General features: G+C 47.7%; 17 protein-coding genes. 7 read left to right on the forward strand and 10 right to left on the reverse strand.

Annotation, left to right across the window (positions count from 1 at the left end; all coding sequences use genetic code 11):
* Positions 1-4: 4 nt before the first annotated feature.
* From NSQ38_RS06365 to NSQ38_RS06375, 3 genes are read right to left on the reverse strand one after another with little or no spacing between them, the layout of a single operon-like run.
* Entirely contained in the window at positions 5-2,311 is a 2,307-nt protein-coding gene (locus NSQ38_RS06365; RefSeq protein WP_339787898.1) for a carbohydrate-binding domain-containing protein, read from the reverse strand.
* 27 nt (positions 2,312-2,338) lie between these two features.
* On the reverse strand, positions 2,339-3,019 hold the full coding sequence (locus NSQ38_RS06370) for a DUF4956 domain-containing protein (RefSeq protein ID WP_076332062.1): 681 nt from the start codon (positions 3,017-3,019) through the stop codon (positions 2,339-2,341).
* Positions 3,012-3,830, reverse strand: coding sequence for a polyphosphate polymerase domain-containing protein (locus tag NSQ38_RS06375; RefSeq protein WP_339787901.1), 819 nt, complete (start codon positions 3,828-3,830; stop codon positions 3,012-3,014). Before NSQ38_RS06375 ends, NSQ38_RS06370 begins: the two co-directional genes overlap by 8 nt.
* A gap of 255 nt (positions 3,831-4,085) precedes the next feature.
* Between NSQ38_RS06375 and NSQ38_RS06380 the strand changes: the two genes are divergently transcribed.
* The 3 genes from NSQ38_RS06380 (at position 4,086) to NSQ38_RS06390 (ending at position 6,579) form a co-directional block, all read left to right on the forward strand.
* Complete coding sequence (locus NSQ38_RS06380; protein WP_338589277.1) at positions 4,086-4,763, forward strand: response regulator transcription factor; 678 nt, start codon at positions 4,086-4,088, stop codon at positions 4,761-4,763.
* Positions 4,763-6,124 (forward strand): HAMP domain-containing sensor histidine kinase, encoded by a 1,362-nt coding sequence (locus tag NSQ38_RS06385; protein ID WP_339787904.1) that lies wholly within the window; start codon positions 4,763-4,765, stop codon positions 6,122-6,124. Before NSQ38_RS06380 ends, NSQ38_RS06385 begins: the two co-directional genes overlap by 1 nt.
* Before the next feature lie 143 nt (positions 6,125-6,267).
* A complete protein-coding gene (locus tag NSQ38_RS06390; RefSeq protein ID WP_076332227.1) occupies positions 6,268-6,579 on the forward strand; it encodes a hypothetical protein in 312 nt (103 codons plus the stop codon).
* 462 nt (positions 6,580-7,041) lie between these two features.
* Here the strand turns inward: NSQ38_RS06390 and NSQ38_RS06395 are convergent, their stop codons facing one another.
* Positions 7,042-7,809 (reverse strand): SDR family oxidoreductase, encoded by a 768-nt coding sequence (locus NSQ38_RS06395; protein ID WP_339787907.1) that lies wholly within the window; start codon positions 7,807-7,809, stop codon positions 7,042-7,044.
* 195 nt (positions 7,810-8,004) lie between these two features.
* On the opposite strand from NSQ38_RS06395, the gene NSQ38_RS06400 reads away from it, so the two are divergent.
* Entirely contained in the window at positions 8,005-8,643 is a 639-nt protein-coding gene (locus tag NSQ38_RS06400) for a TetR/AcrR family transcriptional regulator (RefSeq protein WP_339787910.1), read from the forward strand.
* A gap of 233 nt (positions 8,644-8,876) precedes the next feature.
* Here the strand turns inward: NSQ38_RS06400 and cobA are convergent, their stop codons facing one another.
* Genes cobA through nirB form a run of 4 tightly spaced genes read right to left on the reverse strand, consistent with a single transcriptional unit; the run spans position 8,877 to position 13,338 of the window.
* Entirely contained in the window at positions 8,877-9,647 is a 771-nt protein-coding gene (gene cobA / locus NSQ38_RS06405; protein ID WP_076213931.1) for a uroporphyrinogen-III C-methyltransferase, read from the reverse strand.
* Positions 9,644-10,525 (reverse strand): formate/nitrite transporter family protein, encoded by an 882-nt coding sequence (locus NSQ38_RS06410; RefSeq protein WP_339787912.1) that lies wholly within the window; start codon positions 10,523-10,525, stop codon positions 9,644-9,646. The genes cobA and NSQ38_RS06410 overlap by 4 nt, the downstream gene beginning before the upstream one ends.
* A gap of 37 nt (positions 10,526-10,562) precedes the next feature.
* A complete protein-coding gene (gene nirD, locus NSQ38_RS06415) occupies positions 10,563-10,880 on the reverse strand; it encodes a nitrite reductase small subunit NirD (protein WP_339787915.1) in 318 nt (105 codons plus the stop codon).
* 16 nt (positions 10,881-10,896) lie between these two features.
* On the reverse strand, positions 10,897-13,338 hold the full coding sequence (nirB, locus tag NSQ38_RS06420) for a nitrite reductase large subunit NirB (RefSeq protein WP_339787918.1): 2,442 nt from the start codon (positions 13,336-13,338) through the stop codon (positions 10,897-10,899).
* A gap of 610 nt (positions 13,339-13,948) precedes the next feature.
* On the opposite strand from nirB, the gene NSQ38_RS06425 reads away from it, so the two are divergent.
* Together NSQ38_RS06425 and NSQ38_RS06430 are read left to right on the forward strand one after the other, a co-directional pair.
* On the forward strand, positions 13,949-14,542 hold the full coding sequence (locus NSQ38_RS06425) for an ANTAR domain-containing protein (RefSeq protein WP_338589262.1): 594 nt from the start codon (positions 13,949-13,951) through the stop codon (positions 14,540-14,542).
* A gap of 18 nt (positions 14,543-14,560) precedes the next feature.
* The gene (locus NSQ38_RS06430; RefSeq protein WP_339787921.1) at positions 14,561-15,637 is read left to right on the forward strand and encodes an anthranilate phosphoribosyltransferase; all 1,077 of its coding nucleotides are present in this window, start codon (positions 14,561-14,563) and stop codon (positions 15,635-15,637) included.
* Positions 15,638-15,672: 35 nt separating this feature from the next.
* Here NSQ38_RS06430 and NSQ38_RS06435 read toward each other — a convergent pair whose 3' ends face one another.
* Together NSQ38_RS06435 and NSQ38_RS06440 are read right to left on the reverse strand one after the other, a co-directional pair.
* Positions 15,673-16,185 carry an acyl-CoA thioesterase gene (locus NSQ38_RS06435; RefSeq protein WP_026081401.1) on the reverse strand — a complete coding sequence of 171 codons (513 nt, stop codon included), beginning with the start codon at positions 16,183-16,185 and terminating at the stop codon, positions 15,673-15,675.
* A 205-nt stretch (positions 16,186-16,390) separates the two neighbouring features.
* On the reverse strand, positions 16,391-17,014 hold the full coding sequence (locus NSQ38_RS06440) for a GPR1/FUN34/YaaH family transporter (RefSeq protein ID WP_091012490.1): 624 nt from the start codon (positions 17,012-17,014) through the stop codon (positions 16,391-16,393).
* A gap of 434 nt (positions 17,015-17,448) precedes the next feature.
* Here NSQ38_RS06440 and NSQ38_RS06445 point away from each other — a divergent pair, with 434 nt between their 5' ends.
* A complete protein-coding gene (locus NSQ38_RS06445; RefSeq protein ID WP_338589257.1) occupies positions 17,449-17,625 on the forward strand; it encodes an aspartyl-phosphate phosphatase Spo0E family protein in 177 nt (58 codons plus the stop codon).
* Positions 17,626-17,636: the final 11 nt, after the last annotated feature.

Consider the following 17,636-nt stretch of genomic DNA (forward strand, 5'->3'; position numbering starts at 1 on the left):
ATGATTATTTTGCAGAATCGGTAGTGCCTGTGCTGTCGGAGGTCGTACCGGATTGGGATCTGTTTCTGCCGCCTCCGAATCCACCTTGTCCACCGCCGCCACCAGGACCACCCATACCTGAATTGGCTGTAGTTACACCTGATTCATTGACCCAAGTTACATTGCTAGTCGATTGGAATGCAACTACTTGAGTTCCGCCACTGTAGGTACCGTCTGTGTAGAGTCCATCCACCGCTTTACCTGTAGACGTACCACCGGAGTAGATCACATAGGAGCCATCTTTTTTCAGATCCGGGGAGCTGACAACCACGGTTTGATAATCTTTTGCCGGAGCAAATGTCAGAATGTTGTTGCCTTCGCTATCTTGTACATGTACAAGTGTTCCAGCTTTTTGCGTTGCAGGGAATGTCATCACAATGGTATTTTGCGTAGACGTATCGGATGTTCCTTGTGCCATACCAGAGCTTCCGGCAGCCACGAGGTATCCACCGCTGATTTCAAATGTACCGTCATAATCCAATGCTCCGTTGCCGCTATCCGTTGGTCCGTTCACAATAACTGTTCCGCCAGTCATATTGATGAAACCATTGGAATCCAGTCCGTCACCACCTGCGTTCACGGTGAGGGAACCGCCGTTAATGTGGAACTCGTTATTGCTTGCTGCTGCACCACCCATACCGCCCGGTCCACGTCCTTGCTGATTAGCAGCTGTACCTTGGGATGCCTGATCGGTAGTTGATGTTGTACCTGTCGTTTCGGTTACAGAGCTGTTGGATGTCGTTGCGGCATCGGTTGCTGTAGTAGCGCTATCTGTACTTGCCGCTGTATTCGCAGCTGTTTCCGTCTCGCCACCTGCAGCATTTACGCCATCATCGGATGCTGTTACATCGACATCCCCATCGTTCAGGGTGATGATTGCACCTTCAAGTCCTTCATAACTCTTCGCAATCGTGATGGTTCCGCCGTTAATCGTCAGGGCCTGATCGGCATGGATGCCGTCATCACCGGATTCGATGCTGAATGTTCCGTCGTTGACTGTTACGTTATTGTTGCTGTGCAAGGAATCATCCATGGAATCAATGGTATACGTACCACCATTAACCGTAAGATCTGCACCTGCTTTGAGTGCTTTGGCACTTGTGGACTCCGTTGCTGTTGTTGCTGTGTCTGCATCGGCATTGTTATCCGTTGTTGTTGTTGTGTTAGCAGAGTTGGATGCTGTTGCGCCGTTCGTGTTAGTTCCCGCATTCGTACCGCTGTTAGTAGGCATCTCTGGCATATCCGCAGGAGGTTCGCCATCCGGTGGTGTACCCATATCGGTTGGTGGTGTGCCGCCACCCCATCCACCGCCACCGCCGCCAAATGGACCTTCTTCTACTTTGGCTGGTGCATTGGCGCTACCGCCGCCCGTTACAATGTTGTATGTGCCGCCATCTGCCACGAGTGCGGTTTCGGCTTGAATACCGTCATTGCCACTCTGAATATCGAAGGTACCTCCTGCGATTGCAACGAAGCCTTTGGTGGTATCCGTGTCATTGGTGGATTTAATACCGTCGCCTTCGGCTTCAATGGTAATGGTACCCGCTTGAATGGCGACCATATCCTTACCTTTGATCCCGTCATCTGCTGCTTTGACACTGATGTTACCGCTAATGATCTTCAGATCATCCTTGCTTGTAATACCTTCATTATAGTTACCTGTGACGGTCAATTGACCTGCACCGTTGAATGTAAGATCTGCTTTGCTGAAGATTGCAGCATCGGGCTCGTCTGTCGTAGCATCGGCGTACACATATGTTTTACCATCGGAAACGGTATTCTTGGTTCCTTTTTCGAGCGTAATCACCGCTTTACCGGCCTTCTGAATGTAGATCGCAGCGCTGTCGTTATCATGAATTGTTGCTCCGTTTAATACGAGATGCACAGTACCCTTATCGGCAACATTAACCACGATCTGGCCATCCGTTAGCTCACCGCTAAGTACATAAGTGCCTGCTTCCGAGATAGTTACCGAACCATTCGCTGCTTTGGCGCCCGAACCGGTCACCGTTGCAGTTGTTCCGTTCAACTTAATCGCTGTGGAATCTGTCTCACTCCAGCTAATGTTGGTATCGTCAGCATCCAGAGAGACCAGATCCGCGTATTTTACAGAAGTTTGCTCGCTGACGGATACCGTTTTGGTTGTTCCTGTCGTTGATGTTGCGGCATTGGCGGTTGTGCTTGTCGTTGCTGGTGCACTGCATGCTGCGAGTAGGCTGGTAATCATGGCAATGGACCAAAGTTTGCTGCCTGTTATCATGTTTTTCTTCATATTAGATCGTTCCCTTCGAATTAAAAATTAATATTCCGTGGTTGGACTCATGGTTAACGAGATATCCAGGTTGCCGTTCCGTGTACGGATGGCATCGAGGAATTCCTTTTGGCTAACACTTTCGTGAATGGTTACACTGTAGACCAGCTCGTACAGACTACCGAGTTCGGTCGTTCTGATTTTTTTCAGATCAAAAGGTACGTTGAATTTATGGAACACTTCATTAAGGGCTTCTTCATAGCTCAAGTTTTCGGGAATGGTGACTTTCAGCGTTTTCAGCTGACTTTTCTTGCCGCCGAAATTGAAGCGACTCAGGACAAACATCAGTACACACAGGATAATGGTGAACAGCACCGCGTATCCAAAAGCGCCTACACCGCAGGCCAGACCGGAAGCCATCGTGAACAATACATAAGCAATGTCTTTTGGATCACCAGGTGCACTACGGAAACGAATGATGGAGAAGGCACCTGCCAAGCTGAATGCTCGAGCGATGTTGCTACCGATGAGCAGGATGATGATGGCGACGATGACGGGCAGGACAACCATCGTTAAGGTAAAGCTCTGGGAGTATGTGCTTTGGTTAGTCTTCATGTAGGTGAGGCTGATGATTAACCCCAGAATGATGGCAAGACCAATGGTGATGACTGCGTTGTTAAACGTCAGGTTGGTATCGGTTAGGGCTGAGCTGAACAGTGAATCAAGCATATAGGACACTCTCTCTTTCTATAATCGTTTTATCTTGTTCTATGGATGGGTTGAAATCGGTACCTGGTACAAGAATGCGCTCTGTTTGGTAATTCAGGTTGGTTGTTCTCACCAGATGTCTGAACTCGTTGCCGTATTTCGAAAATCCGGTGCGGTAGAGACCATGCTCACATAGCAGTTGCGACAGCCACAGCGGAACAGTTTTCTCGGCTTTTACTTCCATCAGCCATCGACCGTCCTTCACCAGCGGTTCACCGTAATCTCCCTGTTCCAGCTTCAGATCGTATCTGCGGCTGCGGATGTTAGTATCAAATGTAATGCGGAGATCGCGGCTGTTCTTGTCGAAGAGCGCTTTGCGTTCATACGCCAGATACACTTTCGGTTCCAAGTCGTATACCCGAAGGAAATATTTGATCTCTTCAACAACCTGTTTGTTCATGTAATCCGCCAGCTCTGGCGCCTGTCCCGAACGAACGAATTCGTAAGCTTCATCCAGCTTCAAGGCTGTTCTGCGCTTGTTCACCAAGCCGAAGACTTTCTTTTTAATCTCCAGATACACTTTGGCATTCTCTTCAGGGATTCCATATGCCCGCAGTCTCAGCTTCTCCTTGTATTTTGGTTTGGAGAGACTGGCGCGGATCAGCGAATCTTGCGGAGTGTCGAAGTACAGGTTGCTGATGGAGTAATACTCATGTTTCTTGTTGTAGGCATCCAGCTCCATGTATTTCAGCAGGTCATTGTAGAAATGTGCGTACTGGTCATCCGTCAGAAGGTACTTGCTCTCATATCGGTTGAATACTTCAATAGCCATGTGGGACTTCATTCCTTTCGTGGGTGGGTTGTATGTTTTGTTGCATCGTGTATTGCTTCCATGTCTGTATCTTAGAGCCCCAACCTTGAATGAATCTTAAATGGTTTTACATTGCGTTAACATTTTTTTACCTTCCTATAATAGTTCGCATGCACAAAATGAATTAAGATTGATTCAAGGTTTAATTGGTAGAATAGGTGATATCATAAAGAGTTAATTGAAGACGAATAATTCAAGCAGAGGAATGAATAGAGCATGAGAATATTAATTGCGGAAGATGAGGTTCATTTGGCAGAGGCTGTATCGCAGATTTTGAAAAAAAACAACTACTCCGTGGACATGGTCCACGACGGCAGATCAGGACTCGATTATGCGCAGAGCGGCATCTACGACCTGTTACTACTCGACATCATGATGCCGGAGATGGACGGGATCGCCGTCCTGAAGAAACTCCGCAGTGAAGGCAATCATACGCCTGTCATTCTCCTTACTGCCAAGGGTGAACTATCGGACAAAGTCACAGGCCTTGATTATGGTGCCGATGATTATATCGCCAAGCCTTTTGCCACAGAGGAACTGCTGGCCCGGATTCGTGCAGCTTTACGGCGGAAGGGCGAAGTGGTTCCCGAGGATGGGTTGAAGTTTGGCGACATTGAGCTGAATACAACTCAGTTGAAGCTGAGTGTTCAGGGTAAGGAGATCAAGCTGAATCTGAAGGAGAATGAACTGCTAGAGCTGTTGATTGCCCGCAAACAGGCGATTACCTCCAAAGAGCAGATTATTGAGAAGTTATGGGGATTTGATTCGGAAGTGGAGTATAACAATGTGGAGGTGTATATCTCGTTTTTGCGCAAAAAATTAACCTTCCTGAACTCTGCTGTCCGCATTAACACGATTCGGGGTGTCGGGTATGTGCTTGAGGTGACGTCCTGATGTTCAAGAAACTCCGAAATCGATTCCTGATCGTGAATCTGGTGTCTATTTCCATTATGATGCTGGTGGCATTTGCGACGATCTATACAATTACTTATCAGAATGTGCAGCGTGAGACCAATATGGAGTTGTACAAGGTGTCTGATTTCTATCACAGTCCTTATAATTCATCCAAGATGCCACGTGGGGAAGGGCAGGGTTCCGGTACAGGTGGTAATACAGGCTCAGGTTCAAGTTCAAGTTCAAGTTCCGGTTCAGATTCGTTTCCCTCCGATGCCATGGGTGGTGATAATGGAGGCCCGGGAGGTGATCCCAACTCACCTCCGGCACGTTCCGTTTCGTTCATGATTAAGACGGATGATCAGTGGAAGATTACGGATACACATTCCAGATTTGATATGGAAGATACGTTCTACGCCGAGGCACTGCAAAAGGTTGACCAGAATAAGGTTGGTGATTCGGAACGGCAGACTGGACAATTTGCGCTGGATGGAACGGACTGGGCCTATGTGGTTGATCCGAGCGGTGACGGGCATATGATCGTATTCATTGATGTGACGGCACAACAGGGCATTCTTACGAATCTGATCTATACCTTTGCTGTTGTTGGATTAATCATGTTGATTGTGATTTACTTCTTGAGCCGTTATTTTGCGAATCGTTCCATTGCACCAGTCAGAGAAGCGTTTGAGAAGCAAAAACAATTCATCGGTGATGCTTCACATGAGTTGAAGACACCTCTGGCGATCATCAATACGAATGCTGACGTACTGCTTGCGAATCAGGAGGATACCATAGCGAACCAGGCGAAGTGGCTGCACTATATCAAGTCGGAAACTGAGCGTATGACCGGACTTACGAATGATCTGCTCTATCTGACACAGATGGACGACTCACGCTCCACGATGATTCATGCAAAGTTTAATATGAGCGATGCGGTAGAGAGTATTATTTTGCCGATGGAAGCCGTTATTTTTGAGAAAAATATCTCCCTCGATTACAACATTGAGCCGAATCTTATGGTTCATGGGAACAGTGAGCAGATCAAACAGGTCATTCTGATCCTGCTCGATAATGCAGTGAAGTATTCCGGTCCAAAAGGGGCCGTAAACGTTACCCTCCAGAAACAGAATAATGATGTCATGCTGGCCGTGTCCAACACAGGGGAAGGCATTGCACCAGAACATCTGGATCGGATCTTCGATCGATTCTATCGTACGGATTCGTCAAGAGCCCGCAAGCATGGTGGGCATGGTCTGGGTTTGGCGATTGCTCGTTCCATTGTGGATCAGCACAAAGGAGAAGTGTATGCTCGAAGCGTTGTAGGAGAGGGCGCTACATTTTACGTGCGGTTGTCGTAAGGTGGGAGTGATGAGCCAGCGTATGAAAAAATGCTACCTACGTTTCGGCTCCACACTAACCTTCCCTCCCACTCTATAATCGTTCGTCAGGCATAAGTTCTGCCTCTAATGGGTTAACCTATGCTACAATGGCAACAGTATGTATGAATCAAGGAGATGAACTGAACGTGGCAGAAGCAAACGCAATTAATGAACAAGAAATGATGCAATATATTGCAGATAAAACAAAGGCAAGCCAGGCGAACATCGCTCTTGTGTTGAAGCATGAGCAAGCGTACATCAACAAGGCGCACGAAAATGCTAAAGGTAACGATGTGGATATTGACGGCGATGATCTGGCGGACTACATCCTTAGTCGCAAAGATGTGAAGCTGGATGAGTTGACCGTGGAAAGCATCCTGGATGCTGAGATGGACTACTTGATGGACAAGGGTCACGCGGGATACGTCGATTAAGTTAAGTGTGGGCAAAATCTAACGAATCTCACACGCGCTATTCGGGTGTTTCTCGCTCGATTGGGAATGTAACGAATCTGAGACGCGTTATTCTCTGTATTTTAGGACTTTTCGGTGCAATGGCAGCATTTCCGCGGAACTAGCGTGTCTGAAATTCGTTATTTCGGGAAATAAGCGCTTTTAGCCGAAATAAGGTGCCCTAGGTTCGTTAGAGTAACTTAGAGTGATCACAAGGTGCAACGAGACGTTTAAATGGCGTTTCAAAAGTGAAATCTCACAGATGCAGCCTAATGCATGGCAAGTGTTGTACTATAAAAAAGACCTCAACTCCACAATACTGTGGTGTTGAGGCCTTTTTTAGATTGTAGCGACCAGGCATTCCTTCGGGAACACCTGTCGGTATAACTTTTCTAAGGATGGACTTGAAGTTCTATCGGACCGGATCCTACAGTTTACAGCTTCTTATTGACCCACCATACCGCCATCTACGGTGTAGAGGGAAGCTGTTACATAAGATGCTTCTTCGGACAACAGGAAGTTCATCACCGCAGCGACTTCTTCCGGTTCACCGTAACGGCCCATTGGAATGGCAGATACCGTAGCAGATTGATAATCCTCCACGTTACCGGAATTCGCCTCAATCTGACGCATCATACGTGTGTTGATTGTCCCTGGCAATACAGCGTTAACCCGGATATTATAAGGCGCCAGTTCATTTGCAGCGGTACGCGTGAGACCAACTACGGCATGTTTGGACATAATATATGGAGATACGGCAGGTGCACCCATCAGACCCGCAAGGGAAGAGGTGTTTAGAATCGCACCGGATTTTTGTTTTTTCATCACTGGAATAACATTTTGCAGACCCAGGAATACCCCACGAATGTTGACGTTATATACGGTGTCGAGTGCTTCAACACTCAGGTCTTCGATCAGCCCTGTTGGACCTTCAATTCCGGCATTGTTGGCAAAATAATCGATTCGGCCAAAAGCATCCAATGCTTTTTGTACATAATTTTTCACGTCTGCTTCTTGGGATACATTCGCTTTTACGGCGATGACGTGCTCTTTGTCGAGGTTCAGATCGGTAATTGTTTGCTGGATGGCTTCTTCATTCAGGTCCACCAGAACCAAGTTGATTTTGCGCTCAGCCAGGCGACGTGCCAATTCTTTACCAATGCCTCCGGCTGCTCCTGTAATAACGGCTGTATGTGTATAAGATGTACTCATGAACTATCCGCTCCTTATTCATTATTGGCAGGTATTTCTCAAAAAAAGTTTCAACCTGTCGTCTATCTTTCCTGTCTCAATGTTAAGATATACATAGCAATGTGACAATAATCATTGACAGCGCATATGTCAGCTATCGGACAGAGGTGTAAGCGGTGTTTATTTATATTACAATAATGAACAAAGGAGGCGAGAATGTTGATCATTGAACATCCTCAGGATCGGAGAGCACGAAGAACACAGGATGCGATCATCGCTGCGGCGGTTTCTTTGATATTAGAGAAGGGAGCGGATGCCCTCACAATCCGGGATATTACGGAACGGGCGGATTACAACCGTGGAACCTTTTATTTACATTTTCCCGGCAAACCGGAGTTGTTGCAGTTCATTCTGGATGATTTCATGCAGGGAGTGGGGCGAGCTTATGCAGAACCATACGCACAGCTCAAGGAAGTGGACATGACTGTATTGCTGCCATCCACGATGCCTGTATTCGAATATATTGAAGCCCATCAGGATATCTTTCGTGCATTAATAACAATGCATTCCGATATGGGTTCCCGGCTGTGCAATATGTTTAGAACGTATCTAACCGAAGATTTTGTATTGGTGACCGAGGATAGTGAGTGGACAATTAATTATGACATCATGTTAAGTTATCTGGTATCTGCAACAGTAGGGGTAATCATGCATTGGGCGGAGATTGGATTCAAGTATTCTGCGCATTATATGGGAGAGCAGCTTACGGCGCTGATTAACATCAAACCGACCCGTCTGCTGATTGAACCAGGGCAGAAGGGCCGGACTGTTCACGAGCGTATGATGTTGGATTAAAGGTCGAATGAGAGTTTTGTTCTATATCAATTGAACTAAAGAATATTTACACTGCACACTCCGATGACAGAACAACCTTCCGATCGCTGTTATCCCCAGATTTTTTTGATTCCTTTTATAAAGAGTAAATCCGGGAATAAAGGCGAACGCTCTGCTTCTTCAGGTCGTTTCTGTCCTCTCCGTTTTGTGTAAATGTTTTGTTCAATTGATATAGATGAAGGAATCCAATTCGATTATCCGGTCATGGAGGCGTTCGCGGCCTGTTGCATCTGAAGCAGCTGTTCGCGGATCAGGACCGACTCGCCAATCATGATTAATGCCGGATTATTCACTTGATGCGACTTGGCGAGGGAGTGGAGTTCGGCAAGTGTGCCGGTAATAATGCGCTCCTCCGAAGTGGTTCCACGTTCGATTAAAGCCGCAGGGGTGTGTCCACTTTTGCCATGGTGAAGCAATTCATGTTGAATCTGGGGCAGTTGGCTAATGCCCATGTAGATGACCAGTGTATCCACGCTATGGGCGAGCAGATCCCAGCGAACAGATGATACACTTCCGTCACTGCCGGTTCCCGTGACACATGCGAAGGATGAAGCAATCCCGCGATGGGTTAACGGAATAAGGGATGAAGCGGATGTACCTACAGCTGAAGTGATGCCAGGAATGATCTCAAATGCAATCCCTGCTTCCGCCAGCACAAGTGCTTCTTCACCACCACGGCCAAATATAAACGGATCGCCACCCTTGAGTCGTACGACTTGTTTGCCTTCCGCTGCATGTGCAGCCAGCATCCGTCCAATCATCTCCTGACTCATGGAGTGAAGGCCTGGAGCCTTGCCGCAGTAGATGCGGAGTGCTCCTTCACGAGCTTCGGCGAGCAATTGATCATTCACAAGCCGATCATACATAATGACATCTGCGGACTGAATACGTTTGAGGGCTTTAACCGTAATCAGATCCGGATCTCCAGGACCAGCGCCAACAATACTAACCAGGCCCCGGCTCATGATCGTGTCCCCAATTTCGGTGTAACATCGGAACTTGCCAATCCTGAACGACCACCCGGAATGGTTGCAAGTTTGGACGAGAGCTTCACTGGATTTCCCCAGTGGTGAGCGGCATACAGACCGAGGCCTGTAAATACAGCTCCGCCAATGAGATTGCCCACCAATACCGGGATCTGATTCCACAGCCACCAGTCAGCGATACTCACCTGTGCGCCGAGCATCATACCTGCCGGGATGACGAACATGTTCACCACAGCGTGCTCAAATCCCTGAGCGAAAAATATGGTAATGGGCAGCCACATCGCTACGATTTTACCCAGAGTAGAAGTGGATGTCATTGCCATCACTGCCCCGAGTGCGACCATCCAGTTACATAGAATGGCTTTAATGATCACCAGAACAATGCCTGCTCCGCCCAAATGCTGATATCCCAATGTTTTGGCTTCACTGGTCTGGATCAGCGTTTGAATTAGAGGGTTGCTCATATCCGTACCCATCTTGGTGATGGTCATGCCGTATAACAGAGCATAGAATGCACATCCGAGCAGATGACCTGTGATCACCCAGAAATAATTTCGGAGCATATCCATCAGTGTGATTTTACGTTTCATCATTGCGAGTGGAAGCATCGCAAAGTTTCCTGTCACCAATTCGAGACCCAACAGAATAATGATGACAAATCCCGCCGGGAATATCAGTGCACCTGCCAAACCAACGGAAGTTTGAGATACAGCGGTATATGCCAGTGTGGTTGCAAAAGCAAGGATAGCTCCCGCCAGAAAACCGCGGATCAGCATCTGTACCCGATTCATTCTGGCTTTGCTCTCACCAGCTTCGACCATCGATTGCAGCACTTCTGCAGGTTTAACAAAATCCATAGCGCACGCCTCCTTGATGTCAGGGTATCTCTAGCCTTTAACCCGCAATTGTGATGAAGATTTCTCCGCTGTTGCCGTCCACTTCTGTTTTGTAGGTATTCAAGCATCCTTCATCTGGCTCGTGTACCTTACCATTACGCAGATCAATCTTCCAATCATGCAAAGGACAATGAACTGCTGTCCCGCATACCATGCCCTCCGACAGCTTGCCGCCCTTGTGAGGGCAACGATTCTCGATGGCATGCAGACTTCCGTCGCTCAGTTTGAAGACTGCAATTTCGGTATCCTGTATCAGGAAGGTCCGTGCTCCCTTTTCATCAATATCTGCAAGGTGTCCAATTCGGAATTTGTTCATCGCTGTTCCTCCTCTTCTAGTGGGTTACCGGCTCGGCACCGGACAGTGGGGTGAAGTTTTTACGCAATTTCTCGTCTTGAATGATTTCTTTCCAAGGATCAACCGTGTGACCCAGAGTAACTTCCAGACGTTCAACCAGAGCGAGACGTACATCCCGATCCGCCAATGCTTCCTTCACATGATCCAGACCTACCCGTTCAATCCAAGCCGCTGTTCTCTCATTCCATTTTGCATTCTCTCTATAATATTGCAGGTAAGAGTAAGTCCACTCTTCCACTTCCGCATCGGTCTTCACCGTACAGAGTAGCTCGGCTGCACGAACCTTAACTCCGGCGTTACCGCCAACATGAATCTCCCAAGCGCCATCAATGGCGACAACACCCAGATCCTTGATGGTCGCTTCTGCACAGTTCCGCGGACATCCGGAAACAGCGAGCTTCACTTTGGCTGGAGCCACCATTTTGTCGAGTTTTTTCTCCAAACGAATACCCATCTCGATGGAATCCTGCGTGCCGAATCGGCAGAACGTATTACCTACACAAGTCTTCACCGTACGCAGCGCCTTGCCATAACCAAAACCGGAAGGCATATCGAGCTCTTCCCAGATCTTCGGCAGGTTCTCCTTTTGTACACCAAGCAGATCGAGACGTTGTCCACCCGTGAATTTCACCAACGGCACATCGTATTTCTCTGCGACAGTTGCAATTTTGATCAATTCGGCTGGAGAAGTAACACCACCATAGATCCGTGGAATAACGGAATAGGTACCGTCCTTCTGGATATTGGCGTGATAACGTTCATTGGTGAATTTGGATACACGCTCATCTGTGTATTCAGCCGGCCAGATCATACCGAGATAATAGTTAAGGGAAGGACGACACTTGGAGCAACCTTCCGGTTCATTCCAACCTAGAACATTCATAACTTCCTTGACGCTTTTGAGTCCCATCTCCTTGATCTGTGCAACAATTTCATCCCGATCATAGGATGTACAACCACAGATGCCTTCTTTGGTCTGTTCGCCTACATTATCGCCGGCATAATATGTGAGCAGGTTTTCGATAATGGGTTTGCACCCACCGCAAGAAGCGGAGGCTTTGGTACACGACTTGATTGCACCGAGTGTATTATAGCCTTTATTCAGAACAGCGTCCCCGATGGAAGATTTGGTAACACCGTTACAACCACAGACAATCTCGTCATCTGGCATACTTGCCATGCGTTCCGCGACAGATGGACCTGAGCCTGAACCACCGGAAGGTACGCCGAGTAGAATTTCTTTCTCGCGACCACTGATGTTTTCACCACTCTTAATGAGAGAAAACAGCGATGCGCCATCCGTGGTATCCCCGAACAGTACAGCTCCAATTAGCTGCCCATCCTTAATCACCATCTTTTTGTACACACCATCGACATCATCCTGAATACGAATGCTGCGCGTGTTCGCAGCGTCTTTGAATTGTCCGGCAGAGAATACGTCAACCCCGGATACTTTCAGCTTGGTAGAAGTGACCGAACCTTCGTATCCTTCAGTTGCTGCGCCAGCCAGACGTTTAGCGAGTACCATACCTTGTTCATATAATGGAGCAACCAGTCCGTAGGCAATACCGCGGTGTTCTGCACATTCACCTACGGCAGAGATGCCAGGGATGCTGGTATGCATATAATCATCTACGATGACACCACGATTCACATCGAGGCCGGTATTGCGAGCCAGCTCAATCTGAGGGCGAATCCCGACAGCCATGACAACCAGATCAGCTTCAAGTACCGTTTGATCAGTGAAACGAATAGCCTTCACTCGATGTTTGCCTGTAATTTCTTCGGTATGTTTATTCAAAAGGAACTTCATGCCCTGCTCTTCAAGCTCACGCTGGAGCATCAGGCCTGCCGGCAAATCCAAGTTCCGGTCCATCAGATGACCGTTAATATGGATGACCGTGACGTTCATGCCCAGATTGAGCAGCCCCCGCGCTGCTTCCAGCCCTAGCAATCCACCTCCAATGACGGCAGCTTTGCGATACTTTTGTGATGCTGCCATCATGGTTTCGCAATCTTTAATATCACGGAAACCGATAACGCCTTCCTTGTTAGCACCGGGAAGTGGCAGGATGAACGCCTGTGAACCGGTTGCCATAATCAGCTCATCATAGGCTGCGCGTACACCATTTTGAGATACAACTTCCTTGCGCTTGGTATCGATCTGAACGATCGGGTCACCCGGGTATACCTGAATGCCGTTATCTTCGTACCAGCTCCACTCATTGATTACGATATCTTCGATGGATGTTCCGCCAGCCAATACAGAGGATAACATGATCCTGTTGTAGTTGGGATGCGGCTCTGCGCCGAAGACTGTAATTTCATAAGCGTGCGGAGCAAGCTTAAGGATATGTTCGATTGTGCGGATTCCCGCCATGCCATTGCCGACCAGCACCAGTTTTTTCGTTGTACTCATTATGATTAGCCCCCTTAGGTCCATTCTGCAAACTGCCTCGAAACCTTGTCTCTAAAATCGAAAAAGCCTGTTATGCCTCGGAGGACTGCGTATATACATACGCATCCCTTGCTCCGAGATTGCAAAACAGGCTTCATTGCCGTTTCAACCAGCTACGCCGTTGTAACTGTGATCGATTTAAATATGGAGTTGTTATGGCTTAACTATAAAAGATCGATCTACACGTGTCAATATAGTTAACATAAAAAAGTATTTGAAATTTAAAGTTAATTATGTTTACATGAGTTTATTGGAATACCGAATGGACGACGAAGTTTTACGAGTATATCTTCTTAATTTGAAGGATTTAGATAACGTTAGCACGCTGGATATGATAAACACTGTAGAAAAGGTGCCATGTATAGTGTTTGACCCTTTTTTATTGCAACATGATGGGGCATAAAAAGATCATTTTGAGGCATGAAAAGATCATTTTAATGTTGAAAATAAGACGCATAATCGTCACTACTTAACTTTTGTTAGGTAATGTAACATATTTATCACTTTTGTGTATTAACGTCTTAAATGTTGTGGACTCTGACTATACGCCATAGGGAGGGATTGATCCATCATGCGATCTTTATTGGTCATCCGTGTTCAACCAACGATAGCTGCCTCATCCGATGCAATCCCTCTGACACCGGAGAGGCTGCTGGGAGCAAACGGGTACCATGTACAGGTGGCGGGCAGTGAAACGGAAGCGTTGAAGCTGGCTATTGCAGCGGAAGCGTCCATCTTGCATCTGTCGCTGGCCGATGTGGAGTACTGGGTGAACTGCCTGGGAAAGGGGAAGTCGGATTCCCCGCTGCTCTGGTGGTGTGCGCCAGATACGGCTTCTTCCTCCGCAGAATCCTGCGAGGTCGAAACTTCATTTGATGGAATACTTACACCATCCATGACCGGGCCCGAGATCCATTGGACTCTTCACTTTGCAGCTCGGCGCTACATGGAACGCAAACAGTGGGAGCAGGAACGGAAGCAGCTGCAATCCAGGCTGGAGGATCGGAAGTGGATTGATATGGCGAAGGCTATCCTTAGTGATCTGAAGCAGATCTCCGAGGCCGAAGCCTATGACCTGTTACGCAAGAAAGCGATGGATGAACGCAAACGGATGGTTGATGTAGCCACAGCGATTGTGAAGGCCCATCAACTGCTCCAGTCTTAATTGGAAGGAGGATTCTCCATGGATATGTCTCAGATACTCCGAGAAGTCGGACGTGGGAAACGAGGCTCGCGTGATCTGAATTATACAGAGGCACTGACCGTTGCAGAGAAAATCCTAAAACAGGAGGTTTCCCCTGCCCAGACGGCTGCGTTTCTAATGGCTGAACGAATGAAAATGGAAAACGTCGAGGAACTGGAAGCCTTTGTTCATGCATGCCGTAACAGTGCGGAACGTTTCTCCGTATTTCAGGACGGATTGGACTGTGCGGGTCCCTATGACGGGCGGACGAAGTCGTTCATGGCCACGTTTCCGGTTGCGTTTGTACTCGCGGCTGCCGGGTTGCCGGTGACTTTACACGGGAGTGATCCTTTACCGCCCAAGTGGGGCGTTACGCTGTCGGTTCTATTAAAGGAAGCGGGAATTGATACACGTAAAATGGATCGGGAAGATGCCCGTGGGGCTGCGTTGCGTTCCGGTGTCATGTACGTATCCTCCGAGGAGTGGTGTGAGCCTCTTCGCAAGCTTCGTCCGTTACGGGAAGAGCTGGGATTCCGTACGGTGTTTAACACGGCAGAGAAACTGATTGATTATAACCATTCACCGTATTTGGTGTTTGGTGTGTTTCATAATACCTTTCTGGATCGGATTGCGAAGTTGCTCACCCGGTTTAACTATCGTCGTGCTTATGTTGTACAGGGGATGGAAGGTTCTGAGGATCTGTACATTGATCGGCCAACCCGCGTATACGCAGTGGAAGACGGCGATATGAAGCTGGAACTGGTTGATCCTGCAGCCTATGAACTGGATATGCCCGTGCCGGAACTGGTCTGGACGGCTGCGAAGCAGCTTGAAGTGGCGGAAAGTGTATTAAGCGGCGATGGTCATATCGCTTTTGTGAATCAGGTCTTGTTAAATGGAGGATTCCGCTTGTACGCCGCGGGGCGTGTCAATTCCATCGAAGAGGGCATATACACTTGTCAGGGGTTACTGGAGAGTGGTGCAGCATATCGCATCTATCAACAGTGGTGTGTCTCCATGGGTGGCGAACTGCCGGATAATAGAGCGATGTCCATCTATCCGGCATCGTCCAGATAAGCCTTGGTTCAAGCTTGTGCTTGTTTAGTGTGTCCTTACTCCCAAGGATAAGTAACGGTCAGGAAGTCAGCGAATTTCTTGCTCTCTTCCCGCCGTTGTTTCCGCATGGCCGCCCGATCCGGAGCGGTCTCGTATAGTTTCTTCTCTTCTTCCGTCTCCGGGATAATACGAGGTACAATCAGTTTTCGATTGTTTTCGTCCAAGGCCACAAAGGTCAGAAATGCAGTCGCCGCAATTTTCTTCTCTCCGGTCTTCAGATCCTCACGAATCACCTTCACAAAAATCTCCATGGAACTGCGTCCGGTCCAGGACGCGAACGATTCCAGCGTAACGGAATCCGTTGGGTTAATCGGGTACAGGAAATCGACCGAGTCAGTTGATGCTGTTACGGTATTGACCCGGCATAACTTGGAAGCGGCGATGGATGCAATATCATCGATGTAGGACATCAGCTTGCCGCCGAACAGTGTGTTATGATTGTTGACATCGGTTGGGAACACCCGTGCCGTCTTAAAACAACGCGTTTCGCGTACATACTTTTTCTCCACCTGATCCATCTCCGTAGGTTTCGGTATCTCTCTCATGCTTTTTCCTCCTTACAGTATGGCTGCTGTGACATTTCATGTGTTACAGGGTCTTTTTTTGGTCTATTATCCCTAGTATAGGTGTCGGTCAGATACATATTCAAATGAAGTTGGACTGCAAAAAAACCGCCAGGCGCGGACCGGCGCGCTGGCGGTTTACTGCTGTATATTAAGCCTTGGGTTTGAAAATGCCGGACGGTTTGCCGATCGGCAAGAACGCATAACCGAAGTGAGCATTCAGTACCGAAGCACCTGTACCATACAGGGACACAATTCCGATCGCCATTTCAGCGTATGCTGCAATGGTGTGGAAAATGTGAGGAGCTACGCCGAAAGCGTCAAAGGTCAAGCCAAGGAACAGGAAGTCAATCAGAATGAAGATGATAAGCAATACTTTATTTGCTTCAATAGCACCGATTGTCATGAACAGGGTGAATACAAGGTATCCGGCAAAAGCGAATCCGAGCTGCTTGCCATCGGCCTGTTCAGCAAGCGTGGAGCCAAATACGCCCATTTTGATCATCCAGTTGGCCGCCATGGCAAACCAGAAGAATGCATACGCGCCAAAAGCTGTTGTGCCAAAGGTGTTGTTGCGTTTGGAATCTTGAATACATGCGAATAACTGGGCAAAGGCACCCAGGAAGATCGCCCAAGGAATAGCGTAGCTAAGTCCATCCGTAATGCCAAGCTTTTGGGAAGAAGCGACCAGGGTTACGATAGCCAACCCAAATAATCCCATTGCGCTGGGATCGGCGTTAACAATTTTGACTTTAGTCTGTGAATCGGTTTGCATGGTGATGATAAGCCTCCAATAATATCAAATCAGGATCCATGGCCGTCGTTGGCCGTCCTCTAAATTACATCATTTGTATCCGCCGGGTCCGGACACACACATCGCCCTATTGTACCTGAATGCCCCCATTATGGAAAGGGATTTTATTACCTTTTGAACCAATAGACTTTTTGTTTTTTCAATATACACATTTACGACACAATCCATTCTGGCCGTGAATGATGAGGCCAGACGTTAGAATAAAGGCCTTGTGATTACCACTAAATTGCGTCATATCAGCCATTTTCGGATAAGCTCTTGTGTGATAAAATAATCTTTATCAAAAAATGGAGAAGAATACAAAACATCCTTGTCTCCTATGCCATATGTTAATCCAACTATAGATTGACAGGAAAAACTAAAATGGTTCACAGAATAAGGAGGTATCAGGGGTTATGGTTATGAGTTTGGATTTGAAAAATAAAATAGAGAAGGCCAGACATAACCTTTATGTGCTGGTAGAGCATAACAAAGGTGGTCTTGGACATCCCGATGTGATTCGGCAGTCTATGGCATTGGACGAATTGATTAATGAGTATAACCGAATTAGCCGAAACCATTCACGGGCCTGAACCCGAAGGGA

This window comes from Paenibacillus sp. FSL R7-0313 (assembly GCF_037969885.1).
Lineage (GTDB): Bacteria > Bacillota > Bacilli > Paenibacillales > Paenibacillaceae > Paenibacillus.

Coding starts and splice junctions, on each gene's coding strand:
- NSQ38_RS06425 (WP_338589262.1), top strand. CDS start 13,949: ATGCGATCTTTATTGGTCATCCGTGTTCAACCAACGATAGCTGCCTCA.
- NSQ38_RS06380 (WP_338589277.1), top strand. CDS start 4,086: ATGAGAATATTAATTGCGGAAGATGAGGTTCATTTGGCAGAGGCTGTA.
- NSQ38_RS06445 (WP_338589257.1), top strand. CDS start 17,449: ATGGTTATGAGTTTGGATTTGAAAAATAAAATAGAGAAGGCCAGACAT.
- NSQ38_RS06390 (WP_076332227.1), top strand. CDS start 6,268: ATGAATCAAGGAGATGAACTGAACGTGGCAGAAGCAAACGCAATTAAT.
- nirD (WP_339787915.1), bottom strand. CDS start 10,880: ATGAACAAATTCCGAATTGGACACCTTGCAGATATTGATGAAAAGGGA.
- cobA (WP_076213931.1), bottom strand. CDS start 9,647: ATGAGCCGGGGCCTGGTTAGTATTGTTGGCGCTGGTCCTGGAGATCCG.
- NSQ38_RS06430 (WP_339787921.1), top strand. CDS start 14,561: ATGGATATGTCTCAGATACTCCGAGAAGTCGGACGTGGGAAACGAGGC.
- NSQ38_RS06375 (WP_339787901.1), bottom strand. CDS start 3,830: ATGGCTATTGAAGTATTCAACCGATATGAGAGCAAGTACCTTCTGACG.
- NSQ38_RS06370 (WP_076332062.1), bottom strand. CDS start 3,019: ATGCTTGATTCACTGTTCAGCTCAGCCCTAACCGATACCAACCTGACG.
- NSQ38_RS06440 (WP_091012490.1), bottom strand. CDS start 17,014: ATGCAAACCGATTCACAGACTAAAGTCAAAATTGTTAACGCCGATCCC.
- nirB (WP_339787918.1), bottom strand. CDS start 13,338: ATGAGTACAACGAAAAAACTGGTGCTGGTCGGCAATGGCATGGCGGGA.
- NSQ38_RS06365 (WP_339787898.1), bottom strand. CDS start 2,311: ATGAAGAAAAACATGATAACAGGCAGCAAACTTTGGTCCATTGCCATG.
- NSQ38_RS06385 (WP_339787904.1), top strand. CDS start 4,763: ATGTTCAAGAAACTCCGAAATCGATTCCTGATCGTGAATCTGGTGTCT.
- NSQ38_RS06410 (WP_339787912.1), bottom strand. CDS start 10,525: ATGGATTTTGTTAAACCTGCAGAAGTGCTGCAATCGATGGTCGAAGCT.
- NSQ38_RS06400 (WP_339787910.1), top strand. CDS start 8,005: ATGTTGATCATTGAACATCCTCAGGATCGGAGAGCACGAAGAACACAG.
- NSQ38_RS06395 (WP_339787907.1), bottom strand. CDS start 7,809: ATGAGTACATCTTATACACATACAGCCGTTATTACAGGAGCAGCCGGA.